General features: G+C 40.8%; 12 protein-coding genes. 4 read left to right on the top strand and 8 right to left on the bottom strand.

What is annotated here, in order from left to right:
* Positions 1–795: 795 nt before the first annotated feature.
* Positions 796–3966, top strand: a complete 3171-nt coding sequence (locus M3O96_RS18245; RefSeq protein WP_249722916.1) for a TonB-dependent receptor — start codon at positions 796–798, stop codon at positions 3964–3966.
* Positions 3967–4134: 168 nt separating this feature from the next.
* Positions 4135–5505, top strand: coding sequence for an alkaline phosphatase family protein (locus M3O96_RS18240; RefSeq protein WP_249722914.1), 1371 nt, complete (start codon positions 4135–4137; stop codon positions 5503–5505).
* Positions 5506–5667: 162 nt separating this feature from the next.
* On the opposite strand, the gene M3O96_RS18235 is transcribed toward M3O96_RS18240, so the two are convergent.
* Both M3O96_RS18235 and M3O96_RS18230 read right to left on the bottom strand, forming a co-directional pair.
* A complete protein-coding gene (locus M3O96_RS18235; protein ID WP_249722912.1) occupies positions 5668–6315 on the bottom strand; it encodes a Crp/Fnr family transcriptional regulator in 648 nt (215 codons plus the stop codon).
* 117 nt (positions 6316–6432) lie between these two features.
* Positions 6433–7479, bottom strand: a complete 1047-nt coding sequence (locus tag M3O96_RS18230; RefSeq protein ID WP_249722910.1) for an alkaline phosphatase D family protein — start codon at positions 7477–7479, stop codon at positions 6433–6435.
* 103 nt (positions 7480–7582) lie between these two features.
* On the opposite strand from M3O96_RS18230, the gene M3O96_RS18225 reads away from it, so the two are divergent.
* A complete protein-coding gene (locus M3O96_RS18225) occupies positions 7583–7879 on the top strand; it encodes a hypothetical protein (protein ID WP_249722908.1) in 297 nt (98 codons plus the stop codon).
* A gap of 661 nt (positions 7880–8540) precedes the next feature.
* Here the strand turns inward: M3O96_RS18225 and M3O96_RS18220 are convergent.
* The 3 genes from M3O96_RS18220 to M3O96_RS18210 all read right to left on the bottom strand — a co-directional run bounded on the left by M3O96_RS18220 (position 8541) and on the right by M3O96_RS18210 (position 12270).
* On the bottom strand, positions 8541–9416 hold the full coding sequence (locus tag M3O96_RS18220; RefSeq protein WP_249722906.1) for a diacylglycerol/lipid kinase family protein: 876 nt from the start codon (positions 9414–9416) through the stop codon (positions 8541–8543).
* Between the two features lie 72 nt (positions 9417–9488).
* Entirely contained in the window at positions 9489–10514 is a 1026-nt protein-coding gene (locus M3O96_RS18215) for an App1 family protein phosphatidate phosphatase (protein WP_249722905.1), read from the bottom strand.
* Positions 10515–10731: 217 nt separating this feature from the next.
* Positions 10732–12270 carry an FAD-dependent oxidoreductase gene (locus tag M3O96_RS18210; RefSeq protein ID WP_249722903.1) on the bottom strand — a complete coding sequence of 513 codons (1539 nt, stop codon included), beginning with the start codon at positions 12268–12270 and terminating at the stop codon, positions 10732–10734.
* Between the two features lie 437 nt (positions 12271–12707).
* On the opposite strand from M3O96_RS18210, the gene M3O96_RS18205 reads away from it, so the two are divergent.
* Positions 12708–13715, top strand: a complete 1008-nt coding sequence (locus M3O96_RS18205; RefSeq protein ID WP_249722901.1) for a DNA topoisomerase IB — start codon at positions 12708–12710, stop codon at positions 13713–13715.
* Between the two features lie 336 nt (positions 13716–14051).
* Here the strand turns inward: M3O96_RS18205 and M3O96_RS18200 are convergent, their stop codons facing one another.
* From M3O96_RS18200 to M3O96_RS18190, 3 genes are all read right to left on the bottom strand, one after another.
* On the bottom strand, positions 14052–17141 hold the full coding sequence (locus M3O96_RS18200; protein WP_249722900.1) for a PAS domain S-box protein: 3090 nt from the start codon (positions 17139–17141) through the stop codon (positions 14052–14054).
* Positions 17142–17288: 147 nt separating this feature from the next.
* Positions 17289–17738 carry a response regulator gene (locus M3O96_RS18195; RefSeq protein WP_249722899.1) on the bottom strand — a complete coding sequence of 150 codons (450 nt, stop codon included), beginning with the start codon at positions 17736–17738 and terminating at the stop codon, positions 17289–17291.
* Between the two features lie 555 nt (positions 17739–18293).
* The coding region (locus tag M3O96_RS18190) for a hypothetical protein (RefSeq protein ID WP_249722898.1) at positions 18294–18573 on the bottom strand (280 nt) is incomplete at its 5' end.

Genomic DNA, 18573 nt, shown 5'->3' with positions numbered 1-18573 from the left:
GGGTTTTAGACCTGGGAGTTTTTTTGTGTTTATATTTTTCCTCTACCAAAATGGACGCATGGTTTCGCAAAAGAAATGCTGAATTAAGAATTTGAAATAAAAAATTCTGAATGATTTGTCGATCCCTGATTAGTGTTGACCGGTTTGATATTGATTTTGATTGTTAAATATTTTCATAATTGTTTTACCGCAGGGGCAAAGGGGAGTCTCTTGTTTCTTTGTTTTGTGGTTTAATTATTCCCGCAGAAGTCGCAGAGGTCGCAGATTTGCATTAATCATGAGGGACATGTTCATACAATTACAATCACCTCGCAAAGCGTACCTTTTGTTTCCTTTGTTTCTATTGTTGTTTATTTACCGCAGATCTCGAAGAGTTGCTGTCACCATTATTCACCCATCATCCATAATTGTTTTACCGCAACGGACGCGAAGGTTTCGCAAAGGGTACCAAAGTAGAGTCCTTTGTTTTCTTTGTTTCTTTCTTGGTTGATTATTCCCGCAGATATCGCAGAAGTCGTAGAGTTGTATTCACCATTTTTCACTTATCATTCATAATTTTTTTTTCTGCAAGGGCAAAGGGGAGCATTTTTCTCTAGTCTTAGCACTTTGAATATTCTGCAATAAAGTATGATTTATGGTGTGAATAAGCCTTGAATTATTAGGTATTTTTGTGTTTTTATCAAATTGTTTCCTTTGTTATCCTTTTATTATGAAAGTAGGGGATGTTAATTTTTAACATGATTCAGATTCATGACCCCTCTAGTTTTGACCATCTAACCAAATATGTTCAAATCTATGAGATTCAAAACTTTTACACACATGCTTTCTATGGCGATGATACTGGTGTTCAGTATTTACCCTGAGGATAGAATTTACGCACAGGCGGTAAATGCCACAGTAACCGGAAGGGTAACTGATAATGAAGGAGAAACCCTGGTAGGAGTTCAGATTCTGGTAAGAAATGAATTGACCGGATTCACGGCTTCCACTGTCACCGGAGTCACTGGGAATTATATCGTATCCCAGATTCCCTTGGGAACAAATTACACGGTCACAGGAACTTACATGGGTTTTGGTATCAAAACCTTTACCGGTGTATCTCTTAACCAAGGGGATAATATCAGGATCGATATTGTATTAAACGAACAGACACAAGAACTTGGTGAAGTCAGTGTAATGGCAAATTCATTGGCCAACAACATCAACCGCTTCGGTAGCTCGACAGCAGTTTCATCCAGGGACATGAATTCACTTCCTGTAAATGGAAGGAACTTCACCTCACTCGTCGATCTTTCTCCTGTTGCAAATGGAAATAGTCTCTTGGGTCAATTGTTTTCCTCTACCAACTATACTATTGATGGAATGACTAACCGGAGTCCCCTCTCAAGCGGATCCACCAATAGAGGGCCTTTTTCTATCTCTATGGAGGCGATTCGGGAGTTTGAAGTGGTGACCAATGACTATGATGTGACTAACGGTAGAAGCGGTGGAGGGATCATCAGTGCTGTTACCAAAACAGGTACCAACCGTGTAGAAGGATCCGCCTTCTTTTTCAATAGGGCAGATTGGCTTTCAAGTAAATATGATACCAGAGGTAATATCAGAAAAAATGATTTTGCCATTCAGCAATATGGGTTTTCATTAGGAGGGCCCATCATCAAAGATAAACTTCATTACTTCATTGCGTATGATGGTCAAAAAGATGCCCGGCCTTTGTTTATTGCTGATCTCCAAACTCCTGAAGATGAGGTTAGATTCAACCTTTCTCAAGAATCCTTAGACCGATTTCTTCAGGTATCACGATCAAAATACGGTGTAGCAGATTCTCCCCAGACAGGTAGTTTTGACAAAATTAGGTTTTCACATACTGCCTTCGCCAGATTGGATTATCAGATCAATCCTCGCAACTTGCTGACTATCCGAAATAACTTTTCTTGGGATCTCAACAGTCAGGGGGTGAATGACAATACCACCATCAACCTCTATGAAGTATATGGAGACCACCTTTCCAAGGCCAACAGCTTGATGGCTTCGCTTCGTACTGTCATAGCACCAAATCTGACAAACGAACTTAAGCTTCAGTATCTTTACACGCTCGATGATGGTCGTCCAAATAGCCAGCTTCCAAGTGAAAATATTCCAAGAGCCATTATCCAAAGGGTTGAGTCTATTGTCAACGAAAGAAACGTCAACACCAACATCCAAATTGGAGGTCAGCGTTACCTTCCCGAGAGATTTGAATCCCATGTTTACCAATTGGTGAATAATCTGTATTACAATAAAGGAAAAACAAATTTCACCTTCGGAATGGACATATTGATGAATAACCTTATTTCATTGGCAACCAGTGAACTCAATGGCAGGTTTTTCTTCACAGGTTTGGATAATTATGATAACCTAAAGCCGTATCGCTATGCAAGAGAAGTTGCTTTGACTGATCCTACAGTAAAACAAAAAATCTTTGGAGGAGGCATTTATGCCCAATCGGAGACAGATTTGGGGCGAGGCAAAAATTTAGTACTTGGCCTAAGGGGCGATCTTACCACCTATCAATATGCCCCAAATTTCAATCAGACAGTGTTTGATCAATTGGGTTTGAGAACAGATGTAAAGACAGGAGCATTTCAGGTTCAACCAAGGGTACAGTTTACTTGGGACATCAATGAACGTCAACGGGATATCATCAGAATAGGTGGGGGAGTATTCGGTTCTGCACTCAACAACTACACTGATGTAAACAACCTACAGTTTGACGGAACCAAAATTGTGGCTGTAGATGTCACAGGAGCAAATGTGCCTACTCCGGATTTCGAATCTTATCGAAACAATCCTTCAACAGCACCGGGAGTAGATCTTCTCAATAATCCCAATATATCTCCTGTAGTCACTATCAATATGAACAGTTCGGATCTCAAAGTTCCAACAGTCTATAAAGGTAATGTGATGTACAATAGAATATTCAACAACCGAATACGTTTAGGTGCCAATTTTATTGCATCCATTGCAAGAAACAACTACATGTATGTAGATAGAAACATGGTGGACGAGCCGTTTTTTAGATTGGCAAATGAAGCAAATCGTGGCGTTTTTGTACCAAGTGAAACGATAAGCACCAATAATGGGAATGCAGATTGGACACGAGGACGTAAAACCACAGAGTTAGGACGTGTTCTGGAACTTGTCAGCGAGGGAAGAAACAATACTTACACGCTAGTTATAGATGGAACTTACCGATACCACAAAGACGGACAGGTGACAGCTAGTTACACATGGAATGATTCCAAGGACAATACCTCTTTTAATGGAAACGTGGCTAATAGCGCCACACTCTTTCAGGCAGTGGTCGACGATCCGCGGGATCTTTCCCGTATGAGCTACTCCAATGGACAATTTAGAAAAAAGGTTGTCTTATACGGTACCCTGCCAAGCTTTAAGGGATTTGTAGTTGGTGTACGGTACTCAGGCCTCGGAGGAACCAGATATTCCTTGATGGTCAATGGAAATGTGAATGGCGATTTTGTGAATACCAATGACCTTGCGTACGTATTTGCACCGGGTACACCTGGAATCTCTGAGACCATCAGTCAAACCATGCAGGAAGTATTGGACAATCCTAATAACTTATCAAGAGAATACATCCAAAGCAGTTTGGGACAAATTGCTACCCGCAATGGTGGTGAAAATGGCTATTTTGGAAGCTGGGACATCAGGGTTGCCAAGAAAATGTTCTTTACAAAAGGTAAAAAAACCGGTATTGAATTGGGTGCTGATGTTTTCAACGTGGCAAACATGCTGAACAGAAATTGGGGCACAACCAAAAATCTTGGTAACCAAACCTTGACGACTATACGGAATTTTGATCCTGTAAACAGACAATATATCTACGAGGTCAATCCAAATGTAGGTGTCGCTAATCCTGGTGGAACTCCTTATCAAATTCAGATTTCAGGAAGGGTGTTCTTTTAATAAAAAGTAACTAGACTATAGTCAAAAGTCCGTCGATGCTACAGTTGCAGTTCACTTTGAGTGCTTAGAAGCAAGGAAGGCTATTTACAAATAAAATTATGAAGAGAAATCCGACAGCCTTGGGTTGCCGGATTTCTCCTTTTTCAATCATTAATATATTAATCAATTATGAATAGAAATGCGAAAAAAAATAAACTTTGGATTCTGATAGTTGGGATCACACTAGGTATTGTAAATCCAAGCCTTTTGAAAGCTCAGGAAAGCCGAAAGGCCCAACACGTGGTGTTGATTTCTATTGATGGCTTTCGTCCTGAATTCTATCTTGAGGAAAGATGGCCTGCACCCAACCTTCAGGAGATGGCAAAATCAGGGGCAAGAGCCTTGGGAGTCACGGGGGTTTTTCCATCCGTAACCTACCCTTCACATACTACCATCATTACAGGCCGTACCCCACTTCATCATGGGATTTATTACAATGCACCCTTCGAACGAAGCGGTCAGACAGGCAGATGGTATTGGGAAAGTGAACTCATTAAAGTCCCCACACTTTGGGATGGTGTGAGGGAAGCCGGATTGAAGAGTGCAAGTTTTATCTGGCCTGTTTCGGTAAACGCCCCCATTGACTATAACATACCCGAATTTTGGAGCTTAGAGGAGGGATACGAAAAGATCGAACCCATTCGGGAAAAGGAAAACCCTAAAGGTCTCTTAGCTGAGATGGAATTGAATGTCTTGGGAAAATTAAATGAACGCACATTTAATGGAGATTACCTTAATCGGGAAGACCGGACCGGAGAAATGGCTGGCTATATTTTGGAAACTTACAAGCCAAATCTGATCACTTTGCATTTGATAGCTACGGATCATTTTCAACATGTAGAGGGTAGGGAAGGGCCTATGGTCCGCAAGTCACTTGCGGCAACTGACCGTGCCATCGGCAAAATCATCGAAGCAGCCACCCGTGCAGGTGTTTTGGATCAAACCACCTTTATAGTTACCGGAGATCATGGGTTTGTAAATATCCGAACCTCAATCAGCCCAAATGTGTGGCTGGTGGAAGCAGGATTGATGGAGGATCAGCCTGATAGAGGTAATTGGAAAGCAGCTTTCCATACCAGTGGTGCATCTGCTTTTTTACACTTGAATGATAAAAATGACAGCGAAACAAAAGAAAAAGTGCAGGCCATTTTGGCAAATCTTCCTGAAAACGAATCCAAACTCTTTCGGGTATTAAATCATGCCGAATTGGTAGAAGCAGGAGCAGATCCAAATGCCGTATTGGGGTTGGCACCAATCCCTGGAGTCACATTCTCCCCTTCCAGTCAGGGAACTGTTTTGAAGCCTGCAAAAGGAGGGACCCATGGGTTTTACCCGGATTTTAAAGAAATCGAGACGGGATTCATTGTTTGGGGCGCAGGAATCCGTGAAAATGTGGAAATCGAGAAAATGGGATTGGTAGATGTGGCGGCTGTAGTCGATTACTTGCTCAATTTGAAAATGGATTTGCCGCAAAGTAAACTTCCGGATATCAAAAAATAACTTCTAATAATGTGTATCCGCTTTCACGCACGTAGCCAAACAAATTATGGTTGGAGAACGATTAGCGGTTCGGTGAACAGTGGACCGTCGTCCGTGGACGAGTATCCGCATCCGAAAAAATCTCCTCAAGGCCAACGTGCAACATGGCGGATACTGATATATCTAATTGTCTAATGGGTTTATGAATAAATCCATTAGACAGTTTTTACCAAAACCCTTTTTTTTGTGCTGAGCCAAGTGTTGAATTACTTTAGAAACTGTCTGCCTACTTAGGCCGGTCAGGTCAGCAATGTCTTGGAAAGTGACCAAGTCCATCAGGTTGAATGTTTTACCTGAAGCGTCTTTAATCTTATATTGAAAACTCGGGATTAGTCTTTTGACTTTCCCTGCTGCATCCAAACTTCTTACTGCATATAATCGATCTTCTGCCTGACACCAACGGCTAACCAGTTCCCTGCAAAACCATTCAGAAAGTTTTGGTTGGTTTGTTACCAGTTGTTTGAAAAAATCCGGATCATAAGCCCTTAACTCCACAGCCGAAAGCGTCTTGGCAAACTCGGAAAATTTCCCGTCAAGGTATTGGAGGTTACCGAAGAAATCCCCGGGCTTGAGGATGTCGTAGCAGACTTCAATTCCTTGGTTGGAATAGGAACCGATTTTTACTGCCCCTGAAAGGATTTCATAAATAGGGGTTATTTTTTGGGGAGGTTGGTAGATTAGATGACCTTTTTCCATTTGAAAAGATTCCATCAATTTACCATTTACCTCTATCCCCTCCTCGACCAAGTAAGTGAACGGACCGGTTTCCATAGGTTTTTTTTGCAAATCTCCGATATATCCTGAAAAGGATGTGTCCGTTGCTAAAACTTAACAAGAAGATAATTTCAAAATGAAATAGAAATACAATTAAAGAGTTAGTCAATCTCTTTAAAATTTCCTCAAAAATGATTCTTTCAAATACAGGGAGTCAGCTTCTCCGCGGATTTCTAAATCTACTTTGACGCCATCCTTTTGCCAGTCCAAATGAATCAAGCCAAAATTCAGCTTGGCAATTAAATCTCCAACACGATAAGAGTTGGGCTCAGATTTATATTCTTTCCAGGTATGGGTCAATCCACTCGAAGTCACGTCATATACAGGATGAGAGATACCGGGAATATCGGTTTTGCTTATCTCAGCAATATGTCTGTCTCCGCTTAAAAGGATGGCACCTGTCACTTTATACGTTTCCAAAAGCTTCAATAGCCTTTCTCTTTCTTTAGGGAAATTGGCCCATTTTTCATAGGGATGTTCTGCTGATAATATCTGGATGCCCGAACCGATTAAAGTTATTTTCGCACTGTTGTATTTAAGTTCTTCGGCTAACCAATTCCACTGTTCCTCTCCTAGAATAGACCCTGTATTGTTCTGGACATAATCCCTGTCCTTCTTATCCAAGTCGTCCCTAAAATACCTTGCATCCAACAAAATGACTTTTACTTTCTCATCATCTGGGCCAAATTCATAAGATCCGTATGCGCCTTCTTTTTGTCTCAAAAGGCTTTCTTGCGGGATGTCTAAAAAATCATACATCAAATCACGGCTTTCTTTCCGGTAGGGATATTCTTTGCCTGCGTCATTTCTTCCATAATCATGGTCATCCCAGATTCCAATGATGGGGGTATTGGTTTTTAACTTTTGGTACTCAGAATGGGCATTTTGTAAATCATACTTCGCTTTCAACACAGCCATGGAATCTGTGTCTCCATAAATATTGTCTCCCAGCCAAATCCAGAGGTCGGGTTTGTTCGATAGTATAGGAGTCCAAAGTGGCTGTTCACGATCCTGACGGTTACAGGATCCGAATGCGATGGTTTGAATGGAAAGAATCTCCTCTTCTGAAGATGTCTGATTTACCTGGGAAGGGGCACAAGAAAATCCCAAGGAAAGTATTAAAAGCAGGGTCAAATTTCTGATTGGAAGATGTTGGTTCATTTTAATTGTATATTATTTGAAGCAAAAATAATTCATAGTCTCCGGTTTCAATGTTAAATCTTAACATGAGTTTTTAACTTAATATTAATTTAAAAATAAGTTAATGTTGGCTTTAGAAATATCTAATTTGAAGGTTTTCCAAAAAAACTTAAAACAGGAAAAGAAAGTAAGATTTAAGGAAATACATGATTATATAACATATTTCAAAAACTCTGTAATTAACGGGTGGGCATTTATACCCAACTTTGTCATGTTGAAACACCAGAAAACATTAACCTGCTGTAGAGGGCAGGAAAATGGAATAAGTTTCAAAGAATATTTTTTCGATTATCCGTGGTTAGGTAAGATATATACCTTGGACTCCAAATTAACCGAAAGGCTAATAGGATTAAAGAAGTGATTTTTATAATGGTTGAATTTGTTTGGGTGAATTAAATGAAACCGATACTTACCTGCCATAGGATAATTTTTTAGACTGACTTTTTGCTGAAGTATCATTATGTTGACAAGGAATTATTTAAAGATATTATTAGGGCTTATAAATTGAAAAAGAACAGGCAGGTTTTACCTGTCTTTTCTTTTTGGATTTGGAGGCAAAATATCCCATTTGATATCGGATTATATAACTTTTTTCTAAAAATATGTAATCCCCACGAAGTCATTTATACCCACCTTTGTAATGTTGAAACACCAAAAAACATTGACCCGTTGTAGAGGGCGGGAAAGTGAAATTTGTTTCTTCTTTGTATTTTTTCGATTATCCGTGGTTAGGTAAGAAATATACTTTGGTCTCCAAATTAACCGAAAGGTTAATAGGATAAAAGAAGTGATTTTTATAATGGTTGAATTTGTTTGGGTGAATTAAATACAACCGATTCTTACCTGCCATAGGATAATTTTTTGAGGAGGGCAATCCTTCAGATATGATAAAAATGTTAATAAGGAATTATTTAAGATATTATTAGGGCTTATAAATTGAAAAAGAACAGGCAGGTTTTACCTGTCTTTTCTTTTTTTATCTAACCCTACTGTCCAAAACGTTTCGATTGAAACCACTCCTATTAATAGGCAAAGTTCGTGTACATTTCGATTTTCATGTCACTCATGGAAATTCCAATCGTTGACTGGGGTTCTTTCATTTCTCCATCAATATGGAAGTCGGTGTGACCATGGTTTTCTATGTTGACCCTATCCATTTTAAAAGTTTGAACAAAATCCAGAGTAGAAAAATCTTCCCTGATAAACCCTAAAGTGAGTGCAGTCCACTCCTTAAAACTGTCAGGGTTAAGGACAATCACCTCAAAAATTCCGTCATCCAATTTACCTGTTGGATTTATTTTGGCTCCTGTCCCATACCTATCACCGTTTGCGATGACAAGCATTTTGGCATTGAAATGCATCCTTTCACCATTGAATTCTAGGGTAAAGTTATTCTTGTTGTTTTCAAAAATTTGAGACAGTGAGCCTTTAAAATAACCCATCATGCCTCTTTCATCACTTTCTTCAAATTTTTTGATCAAGCCGGCATTCAATCCGAAGTCACATACATGCAGGCACAATTCCCCGTCCACATCCAACATGTCCATTTGGATGGTGTTTCCCATATTCAAGGCTTTGATGCTGTCTTCCCAAACTTCAATGCCGAGGCAGGAGCATAGCCCGTTTGCTGATCCAAAAGGTATGGGTAGCAATGGAATCTTAATGCCATCCATTTGGGAAGCCACGAGCTTGATTGTCCCGTCTCCTCCGGCTACCATGATGAGGTCAAAGTTTTCCTGTAGAAGGAGTTTGATTTTTTGTTCATCTCCATTTCCTGTGGTATACCACACGGTTACAGCATAGTTGGTGGCGAGGTGACAGATTTGTTTGACCAGCTCAGTTTGGTTCTCCAATTTTCCTGAAGTCGGATTTACAATTAATAAGGCACGTTTTTTCATGGAAGTTTGGAAGATAATCCCTGCAAATCCTTCAAAGGACGTACCCCGTATTTTGATTGGAAAATAAAAGGCTCAAAGGAATTTTTTTGCATGGGCCAAAGCTTCTGAAGAATGCTCAACCCAAGCAATTGGAATGATAGGATCATACTGATTGAGTAGGTTCTCCCTTTCTGGGTTTCCCTTTCTGATCCGCCTGATATAGACTGCTCTTATCCTTCCGGGAAATTTTTCTATCACTTCTGAGTAAAGCTCCGGATCATGTTGCCCACTGTCGCCAATCAGGGTGAATTTCATGTGGGGAAAAAGTGACATGAGCAGGGAAATTTTATCCAGTTTGTGGTCATGGTTTCCGCCGCCGGATTTCCAGATATTTCTTAAGTTGACATGGAGGTCCTTTAAGAGCAAGGTGCCTTTTGGGATTTTTCGATAATTGAGGAAATCCTGGATCAGGTCAAAGAGATTCCAGTCACTGCTGGAAACATAAAAAATCGGATTTTCACCGCCTTTGGTCAAATATTCATAGAATTCACTCACTCCTGGAAATGGCCTTCGCGTATAGGCATTTTTGGAAATGGACAGCCAAAGTTTTCTTCCTATTGAGGTGGCATGGGAGACAATAACCGTGTCATCGATGTCTGATATGATTCCCACCGGATGATGTTCCGGTATGCGCAAAATATCAAAACCAACAGTCAATACTTCTGCTTTGAGACCTTCATCTTCAATAAGTGTCAATGTAGCCGCGTCTGCCTGATCATTATCTGGGGATGAAATGGGCCACCTTGTTTGAAATAAACCTTCTTGATTGCTGGTCAGGATCACTTCCTGACCTTGGTATACCAACCTGACACGTGCATCGGGGATGCTGCTGCCTGCATACCTCCGAATGGTGGCCAATATGTTTTGAAGCGCAGTTTTCTTGTCAGAAGGACGGCTTTGCTTGTAGGCCTCTATGATCCTGCCTTTGATGAAAATCTCCCTTTCATTGCCAAATGCGAGAAATAACTCCACGCGGACCAGATCAAGTTTACCTATCCGCCTTTTGAATTTTGAAAAGGCATAGCGAATCGGAAAGGTTAGCCATTGAATGAGGTTCATCTAAGATATTTTAGGCCAAGGTATCAAATCCTAAGCCATTGATTGACATACTCTCCTGGAGATAATTTCCAAAATAAAATATGATGCATATACGCTATGCGTCCAGAAAAAATTGGTAACCCTTTTTAAATCAGGGGAAACAAACCAAATATCCAATACACCGCTGTCCTCCGCAAGGTTGGGGATTTGACTTCCGTCTTCCGTCTTCTTACCCGTTTTATATCCCATCCTCTTCTGTTATTTCCTTCTCTTGGACTGGTGTCAATCCTTTGACAGAGGGTCCTGTGAGCATTTTTCCGTTGATATTGAAACGTGAACCGTGGCAGGGGCAGTCCCAGGATATCTCTGCACTGTTCCAACGGACCTCGCATTTTGCATGGGGACAAGTGCTCTTCAGGAGGTGCATTCTGCCTGAGGTTTCTTTATAAATCGCAAAATTGTCACCTTCATATTTTATCACTTTCGCTTCTCCGCCGTTGATCTCGGCCAAGGACCCTATCCTTTCGGCAAAGATTTTATCTTTGACAAAATCAACGACCACCGTTGCCTGCTCTTTGACAAAGTCAGTAAATCCTGCTATTGGTTTTATCCTTGCGGGACTGAAAATCTCTTCGTATTTACTGCTTCCGGTGAGAATCAAATCAGAAATAATCCTTGATGCAATGCTGCCCAAAGTCATCCCATTTCCTGCAAATCCTGTTGCCGTAAAGATTTTTCCTTCGCTTCCAGGCAATACACCTATGTAAGGAAATCCATCTACCGGTTCAAAGTATTGGCTTGACCAGCTAAAGGCAACTTTGTCCACATCGAAATAGGTGCGGACATAGTTTTCCAGCTTTGAAAAACATGCGCCTGTATCTTCAGCATGGCCTGTCTTATGGTCTTCCCCGCCCGCAATCAACATCTGTTCTCCATTGATATATTGGGTTCTGTAATAGTGGTAAGGATCTTCGAGGTCATATCCCAATTCATTTGGGTACTGATCATGATTCAAAGTAAAAGCCATCGCATAGCTTCTATAGGGAGCATTCATAAAATGAAGCCTGTTGATCCCGGGGGGAATGTGGGTTGCATACACCACATTTCTTGCTTGGACCGGTCCTTTAGAAGTCGTGAGGATTATCAATGAATCCTTTTCATCGTGACTTTCGCATACACAGTTCTCCACAATTACACCGCCTGAGTTCAGATATATCTCACACAGTGCCTTGATATACTTAATGGGATGGAACTGGGCTTGGTTGGGAATTTCAACTGCCTTCAAAAAAGGGATTGGGTAGGAGATGTCATCGATATACCGCATGCGATGACCCACTTTATGGGATCCTTCCACGATATCTTCCAACTGTTTGACTTGATTTTCATCCAAAGCAAAAAGGTGGGCGGTTTTCTTTTCAAAATCACAATCGATGTTGTTTTCCCTGACATTTGATTCAATGATCCTTACCGCTTCGCTCCCACATTCTTTGAAAAGTTCGGCGTTCTCCTGCCCAAAATCGCTGATGGCCTTATCAAAGGTAGTTTCAAAAAAATCATTGATATGGGCAGTGGTGCCGCCGGTAGTCCCAAAGCCGATATTTGAAGCTTCGAGTAGAATACAGCTCTTCCCTCTTTTTTGAAGGTTAAATGCCGTAGAGACGCCGGTAATACCACCTCCCACGATGGCTACATCAAAAATCTCAGTCAGGTTATTTGCTGAAGAAAAATTTTTAATCTGCTGCTGCCAGGCACTTTTTCTTGCTCCGTCTCTATTCATGGGTCCTGTATTTAGGTTTAACGATTATTTCAACTTAATTCTAAAAGTGATCGGCCATTGCTGGCCCAAACAAAATGTTTGACAATCACTGCTTGGTCTGACCTTTATGCAAAGGCAATGCTCTTAATAAATCTATTCCCTTAACTCTAAACAGAACCATATCCATACCAAAGATCAGCAGATCCATACTGATTGGACTTCCAAGCACATTTTTTGCACCTTTTTCTATTTGAATTAAGAAATCGGACTTGGTTGCCTCTATTCATTTAAAAATACCATGCTCAATCAAACTGAAAATATTCACACTGGTGAATTTTTGTTTCATAATGTGTAATTCGTCCACCATATGAAGGAAGAAATCCGATCTACAATAATTAGGACTTTGAGCGTCCAATCTGCTTATAATCAATCCTAGTTGACCACAATTTCATGCATTTATGACCATGAAAGTTCCATACAGCATATACAATGAAGAAGATTCCCTCCGCTTGAAGCGCGTCAAAAAGGGTCGTGGATTTGCCTATTTGGATGAGAATGGACAGAAAATTGGTGATAAGCACAAGCTAAACCGGATCAGTAGATTGGTGATTCCTCCCATGTGGACGGATATAAGTATATCCCGCTTTGACGATGGTCATATTCAGGCAACGGGAAGGGACCTGAAAGGAAGAAAACAATATATCTACCATACCGAGTGGGAAAAAATCCGTCAGGAAGAAAAATTTGAGCGAATGGCCCAGTTTGGGAAAGCACTTCCAAAACTGAGAAAAAGGGTTCAAAAGGACTTAAAAAGCCGTGGCTGGTCCAAGCAAAAAGTCCTTGCGCTGATGGTTGCTATTCTTGATGAGACAGGGATCAGGATAGGCAACAAGCAATACGAACAGGAAAATCAAACTTATGGCTTGACTACCCTTCGACGCAGACATTTGAATGTAGAGGGGCAGGCGCTGACCTTTTCTTATAAAGGGAAAAGCAACAAAGAGAGGGAAGTCACCATAGAAGATTCCTCTTTGGTTCGGCATATAAAGAGGGTTGCCGAATTGCCGGGATACCAACTCTTCAAGTATGTGGATGCCGATGGTCAGGTCAATCAGGTAGATAGTCAGGATGTGCAGGAATATATCAAGCGCAACATGGGAGAAGAGTTTTCTTGCAAGGACTTTAGGACATGGGTTGGCAGTAGGCTGACCATAGAACTTTATCCTGAAGCCGTGGAGCACAAAGTACAATTTCCCCGCAAAAAACTTGAATCGCTGTTGGTATGTATGGTGGCGGACGAGTTGGGGAATACACCATCGGTATGTAGAGGATATTACATCCACCCCCTTATTTTGACCAAGGTTGATGTGGGTGAGTTGCCGTTGAAGAACCCATTCCGGGCATCAAAATCCCCCAATGCCTTGGACAAATCAGAAAAATTATTGCTTAAGTTATTGGAGAAGTGAGGGGGGTGTTCGATGACGGATGACCGATGTGCGCTACCAATGACATATCTGCAGGGGCTTCACTCTGATCCCGACAGCTGTACGGGAGAAGTGTCTCATTTACAGGAGATTCTTTACCTCCGCAAGCTGAGGTTCAGAATGACGTATCTGTAGGGGTCGTCTGACAGATTTTGGGGACGTCACCCTGAGTGAAGGGAAGGGTCTCATTTAAATAATTGAGATGCTTCACCTCCGCAAGCTCCGGTTCAGCATGACGCAACCCCAACGTCATTTCCTTTCTGAACATTTTTCCCAATGTTGACCACTCAGAATGACGCGATACAAATTGTTCCTTTTTCAGGCAGGAATATAAATATCAAAAGTGGCGCCTTTATTTGGTTGTCCATGGGCTATAATGATACCTTCGTGGTTTTCAACAATTTTCTTTACTATGGAAAGTCCGATTCCTGTTCCTTTGTACTCATTTCTGCCGTGAAGGCGTTGGAAAACTTCAAATATTTTTTCACTGTATTTTGGTTCAAACCCGATCCCGTTATCTTCGACAGAGATATGGCAATACATTTTTTGAGGAGATAGCTTTCCGGTATTCAGTTTTAAGCCTGTGGCTATTTCGCTTTTTATTTTGATATGAGGGGGATTGTCAGGGATAGAAAATTTCAAGGAATTACTGATGAGGTTTTGTAGGAGTTGGCGGAACTGTACCGGAATTACATTGGCATACCCAAGGTCGCTTGTTTCTATAATGGCTTTCAAATCTTTCAATTCCTCGCTCAAATCCTCTTTTATTTCAAAAATGAATGTATTGAGATCAATTTTCTCAAAATTACGATCTTTGGTATTTGTTCTGGAATAAGCGAGTAGGTCCTGGATAAGTGTTTGCATCCGGTGCGCTGCATCCTGCATTCTTTTAAAATTATCTTTCCCATTTTCAGATAAGGTATCATATTCTTTATGGATAATCCGGCTGGCAAAGGTCTGAATTTTGCGCAGTGGTTCCTGAAGATCGTGGCTTGATATGTACGCAAAGGTCTGGAGTTCTTTGTTCTTTCTTTCAAGTTCGAGATTAAATTGTTCCAATTCCTCGGTCCTCTCTTTTACCTTGGCTTCTAACTCTTTGGTAAATAATTTTTCAGCATGGGTTTCTGTGAATGCTCCTACCCATTTTATGATGTGATTTTCTTTATCATGGACAGGTTCTCCTTTTACCGTGAACCACATGTACTCTCCTGATTTACCTTTTAGCCTCACATCAAAGGAATTAAATCTGCCTAAGGACATGCCTTCCATCCAAGCAGCGCCTATGCCGTCAAGATCCTCGGGATGGATAATTTCCAACCATTCTTTTGCTCCGACAAGCTCGATTCCCGTATATTCTTTCCAACGGAAGGAAGCAAACTCTACTGTACCGTTATGATCCGTCACCAAGACCAATTGGGGTAAGGTTTGGACAAGGGAACGGAATTTCTCTTCCCGTTCCGACAATATGGTTTCTGCTAATTTTTGCTCATGCACATCAAATCCCACCCCAACGTAGCCTACAAAACTCCCATCCGGTAAATAGCGGGGATTAGCCTTGTATGAAAACCAACGGTACTCTCCATCGTGTCTTTTGGTCCTTATAGGAGGAATCAAATAGGGTTGCCGCTCATTGAAAGCGGGTACATAAATATCCATTACAGAAGGTAAGTCGTCTTCATGGATGAATCCTGCCCAGGCATTCCCTATCGCTTCTTCCATGGATTGTCCGGTGTATTGGAGCCAGGTTTTGTTCCAATAGCTCATGGAAGCTTCTGCGGAGGGCTCGATGATAAAAACAAAAATGGGACTGTCATCGGCCAATTCACGGAATCGTTTTTCACTCTCTTCTATTTTTTTTTGCGATTCAATTTTTTCCGTCACATCAGCTGCAATGTCCAAAATCGCATACACCTTTCCGTTTTCATCAAAAAGCGGGATATAACTTATATCGAAATAGGTTTCGGTCATCACCCCATTTTGAACAATCTTAACCGGGTCACCATAAGACCAGTACATGATCCCGGTATTAAATACATCATTTAAAATCTTAAGATAGGGCTGACCTTGTTCTTTTAATTCCGGCATCACCTCTGCAAGTGGTTTTCCCACAATATCCGGCCCTTTCCCGACTGTTTTAATAAAGGCCTCATTTGGACTTTCTATGATCAGATCCCTTCCCCTAAATATTCCAATGGCCATAGGCGCCGATTCAATCAAGGATTTGTATTTTGCTTCACTCTGTTCTACTTTTTTCCGGGCAAGGACCTGTTCGGTCACATCTGTCACTACAGAAACTATTCCTTCTATTTGGCCTTCGACATTGTACAAGGGCTTGTAGACGAAATTAGCATAAAAGGTTTCTTTTGAACCATTTCGGGGAAGGATGAAAGGAAGCTCATTTTGAACCACAGGAACCCCTGTCTCAAACACACCGGAAAGTAATTCTTCAAAACCTTGTCCTGCACCTTCGGGCATCGCTGTAAATAAGGGCAGGTTTAATACCTGCTCTTTGGTTTTGCCCCAAATTTCAAGTTGGTTTTGATTTACTATTTCAATTACATGGTTTTCTCCTTTCAAAACACAAATGGATACAGGGGCTTGTTCTACCATGAGTGCAAAGCGATTTTCGCTTTCTTTGAGGTTTTCCTGAGCTTTTTTGATTTCTGTAATATCCCGTGTAGTTCCGGCAATAGCTTCCACATGACCATTTCCATCGATCACCGGAACAAAAATATAATCATACCTGCGCATGCCAAGGGTCGCATGTGGAAAAGGAATCTCTCCCCGTACCGGTTTTTTGGTTTCAATGACTTGATCCAATTCCCCCTCATGCAATTCCGCTTGCCAAGGTTCATATCCGATTTCAATCATGTTTTTTCCTATTGATTCATCCCAGCTGCGTCCCCACATTTTGAGCAAAGCATTATTGGCATAGGTAAACCGGTAGTTCAAATCAAGCACATAGATTAAATCAGGCGTATTTTGGGTGATCGCCTCGTAAAGACGCTCACGTTCTTCAATTTTTTTTCTGTCGCAGACATTTTTTGAAACATCGACACAAACTCCCATCACACCTTTGATATTACCTTCACTGTCAAGCCAAGGCTTGAAATTCAGGTCATAATACCCTGTGTGGATTTCTCCAAGCCGGTTAAATTTTAATTCCACTTCCTTCCCTTCAAAGGGTAAGCCGGATTCATAAACTGATTTGTAAAAATTTAGCTGTTCGTTTAATTCCGGGAAGACATCGCCGAGGGATTTACCTTTGACTTCCGGTTCAGTTTTTCCCATCATGATCAAAGCAGTTTCATTTACTACTTTTAGGTTTAAACTTTCACCTTCCATCAGGGTAATGGCTACGGGTGATTGTTTGATCAGTAGTTCAAACTCTTTTTGATTGGCATCCATTTTTTTTAATCGACATTAGTTAGTGGTTAGGTATTTCAAATTATGTGCAAAAAATAATAAATTATTTTAAAAGCAACGAAGATTCAGGGGTTGCGCGATGGTACAACACTAATCAATAACAAGAATACAGCTAGAATTTATAGGTGATCAGACGGTGTTTACAACAAACATTTCTTTTGGGATTTTCTCGGAAGGAAAATTCAAAATGAGGTCCAGGGATTTAGAAATAGTTTCCTTGAGACGGACAAAATCAGATGGTTTGCGTACATACAGATCTGCCCCGTGCTGATGTGTGAGGTTAACCACATCTGCATCCAAAGAGGTAGAGAAGATGATGATAGGGAGTTGCTGTAAACTGACATTCTGCTTTATTTCAGCCAAACATTCGAACCCATTTTTGCGGGGCATGTTGAGGTCTAAATAAAGAACATGTGGAAGAACCAGCTTTTTATCTGAAAGTAATTTCATGAGCTCTACCCCGTCTTTGACAGTGGTCAGTAGTGCATTGATCTTCAAATCTTCAAGGGCTTCTTTGAAAAATAAACAATCGTCCGTATCATCATCCGCAAGCAATAAGTATAGAGGTTTTTTATTCATTGGGAGGGTATTGAACACGAATGTAGCATTAAGATCAATCAATTATTTATATGTAGCAGAGCGAAGTAGCAAGTTTTTGCTACCCATTCATGATGGTGTTTAGTTATAAAGTGGTCAAATGGTGAATAGTATCCTTCATCGGGTAAAAAATAGGAGAAAACTAGGGATCCATACTTGAGTTTAGGAGTGAAGAAGGGTAAAAATATTTTTTCTAATGCAGATTTATTTTATGGACTGAGTCTAGAATGATATAAAAACCTTGGGTCTGATACATTGAAAGTATGTGGATTCCCAAAAAACCGACCACTAAAAATCTAGCATAGATTTCTCAATTTTCCATCTATTATTGAATATTTTTCAATATTACCGCAATGGAAAAGAAGGTAATGCAATGGGACGCAAAGATGAGACGTGAGATTTGAGACGTGAGACAAGATTCCCAGAGGGTTTAAATCTCTTCAGACCTATTGGTTCAAGTCCCCATTGGTTCAAGTATCCAAACTTGGACCACCAAAATGCAGACTTCAGAATGCTTCCTCTTCGGCACTGCGTGATTTATATTTTTTTACCGCAAAAAGAAGGTTTTGCAATGGTCGCAAGGGATTTTGAACTTTTGAACTTCCCTGTTTTTGGAAGAAAGCCCTCGTCCCTGCGTCTCTGCGTGAGGTATATTTTTACCGCAATGGAAAAGAAGGTAATGCAATGGTCGCAAGGGATTTTGAACTTCCCTGTTTTTGACCCATTCCTTCGGCAGGCAGGCCCTTCGTAGTCGGTCGTCAACGCCAATGTTTGTGTCTCCACAAACATTATCCTTTTTTCTCCTTTTCCTCTGGGT

Origin of the sequence: Aquiflexum sp. TKW24L, assembly GCF_023502205.1 — a bacterium.
Lineage (GTDB): Bacteria > Bacteroidota > Bacteroidia > Cytophagales > Cyclobacteriaceae > Cognataquiflexum.
Note: the sequence above shows the minus strand (reverse complement) of the source record. Positions and strands in the feature narration are given on the sequence as shown.